Raw genomic sequence first — 2,205 nt, 5'->3', positions numbered from 1 at the left:
GATCAGTGGTGGGATGAACGAGACTTTGCAGTAATTGATCACGACAACAATTTGATTAGCTTTTTTCAACTAATAAAAAGCTAAAATCTATTATTAATCTGTTCAGCAATCGGGCGCGATTGCTGAATAAAAGATACGAGAGACCTCTCTTGTATCTTTTTTATTTTGAGTGGTTTTGTCCGTTACACTAGAAAACCGAAAGACAATAAAAATTTTATTCTTGCTGAGTCTGGCTTTCGGTAAGCTAGACAAAACGGACAAAATAAAAATTGGCAAGGGTTTAAAGGTGGAGATTTTTTGAGTGATCTTCTCAAAAAATACTACCTGTCCCTTGCTGATTTTTAAACGAGCACGAGAGCAAAACCCCCCTTTGCTGAGGTGGCAGAGGGCAGGTTTTTTTGTTTCTTTTTTCTCGTAAAAAAAAGAAAGGTCTTAAAGGTTTTATGGTTTTGGTCGGCACTGCCGACAGCCTCGCAGAGCACACACTTTATGAATATAAAGTATAGTGTGTTATACTTTACTTGGAAGTGGTTGCCGGAAAGAGCGAAAATGCCTCACATTTGTGCCACCTAAAAAGGAGCGATTTACATATGAGTTATGCAGTTTGTAGAATGCAAAAAGTGAAATCAGCTGGACTAAAAGGCATGCAATTTCATAATCAAAGAGAGCGAAAAAGTAGAACGAATGATGATATTGACCATGAGCGAACACGTGAAAATTATGATTTGAAAAATGATAAAAATATTGATTACAACGAACGTGTCAAAGAAATTATTGAATCACAAAAAACAGGTACAAGAAAAACGAGGAAAGATGCTGTTCTTGTAAATGAGTTGCTAGTAACATCTGACCGAGATTTTTTTGAGCAACTGGATCCAGGAGAACAAAAACGATTTTTTGAGGAAAGTTATAAATTATTTTCCGAACGATATGGCAAGCAAAATATTGCTTATGCAACAGTTCATAATGATGAGCAAACCCCTCACATGCATTTAGGTGTTGTGCCTATGCGTGATGGAAAACTGCAAGGAAAAAATGTGTTTAATCGTCAAGAACTGTTATGGCTACAAGATAAATTCCCCGAGCATATGAAAAAACAGGGTTTTGAGTTGAAGCGTGGTGAACGTGGCTCTGACCGTAAACATATTGAGACAGCTAAATTTAAAAAACAAACTTTGGAAAAAGAGATTGATTTTCTAGAAAAAAATTTAGCAGTTAAAAAAGATGAATGGACTGCTTATAGCGATAAAGTTAAATCAGATTTAGAAGTACCAGCGAAACGACACATGAAAAGTGTTGAAGTGCCAACGGGTGAAAAGTCCATGTTTGGTTTGGGAAAAGAAATAATGAAAACAGAAAAGAAACCAACCAAAAATGTTGTTATATCGGAGCGTGATTATAAAAACTTAGTGACTGCTGCGAGAGATAACGATAGGTTAAAACAGCATGTTAGAAATCTCATGAGTACTGATATGGCGAGAGAATATAAAAAATTAAGTAAAGAACATGGGCAAGTTAAAGAAAAATATAGTGGTCTTGTAGAGCGATTTAATGAAAATGTAAATGATTATAATGAGTTGCTTGAAGAAAACAAGTCTTTAAAGTCTAAAATAAGCGATTTAAAGCGTGATGTGAGTTTAATCTATGAAAGCACTAAGGAATTCCTTAAGGAACGTACAGACGGCTTAAAAGCCTTTAAAAACGTTTTTAAGGGGTTTGTAGACAAGGTAAAGGATAAAACAGCACAATTCCAAGAAAAACACGATTTAGAACCTAAAAAGAACGAATTTGAACTAACTCATAACCGAGAGGTAAAAAAAGAACGAAGTCGAGATCAGGGAATGAGTTTATAAAATAAAAAAAGCACCTGAAAAGGTGTCTTTTTTTGATGGTTTTGAACTTGTTCTTTCTTATCTTGATACATATAGAAATAACGTCATTTTTATTTTATAGTTTACATCGCGTTTAAAGTGTTGGTGTGATTGGCTTTATAAGGTTAATGTACCTTTAAAAATCCTTGCACAGAAAAATACCCTATGTTATTGTTTAAGTTACCACACAAAAACAAATTTACATAGGGGGTTTCTGTATTAATTATGTACAATAATAATAGCATTAATTCAGATGAAAAATCAAGTGTACTAATCGACAAAACAAAAAGTGGAAAAATAAGACCTTGGCGAGAAAAGAAAATGGCAAATGTAG

The 2,205-nt window shown here is 34.1% G+C and carries 1 protein-coding gene; it reads left to right on the top strand.

What is annotated here, in order from left to right:
• The first annotated feature begins 590 nt into the window (after positions 1-590).
• Entirely contained in the window at positions 591-1,853 is a 1,263-nt protein-coding gene (gene mobV / locus KA900_RS14470) for a MobV family relaxase (protein ID WP_000119405.1), read from the top strand.
• Positions 1,854-2,205 lie beyond the last annotated feature (352 nt).

The organism is Staphylococcus sp. GDY8P120P, assembly GCF_017892065.1.
Taxonomy (GTDB): Bacteria; Bacillota; Bacilli; order Staphylococcales; family Staphylococcaceae; genus Staphylococcus; species Staphylococcus nepalensis.
The sequence above is the reverse complement of the archived record's forward strand: the minus strand, read 5'-3'. Positions and strand labels throughout refer to the sequence as shown.

What these genes read in the sequence shown, in the direction of transcription:
- mobV (WP_000119405.1), top strand. Translation starts at nt 591, where the DNA reads ATGAGTTATGCAGTTTGTAGAATGCAAAAAGTGAAATCAGCTGGACTA.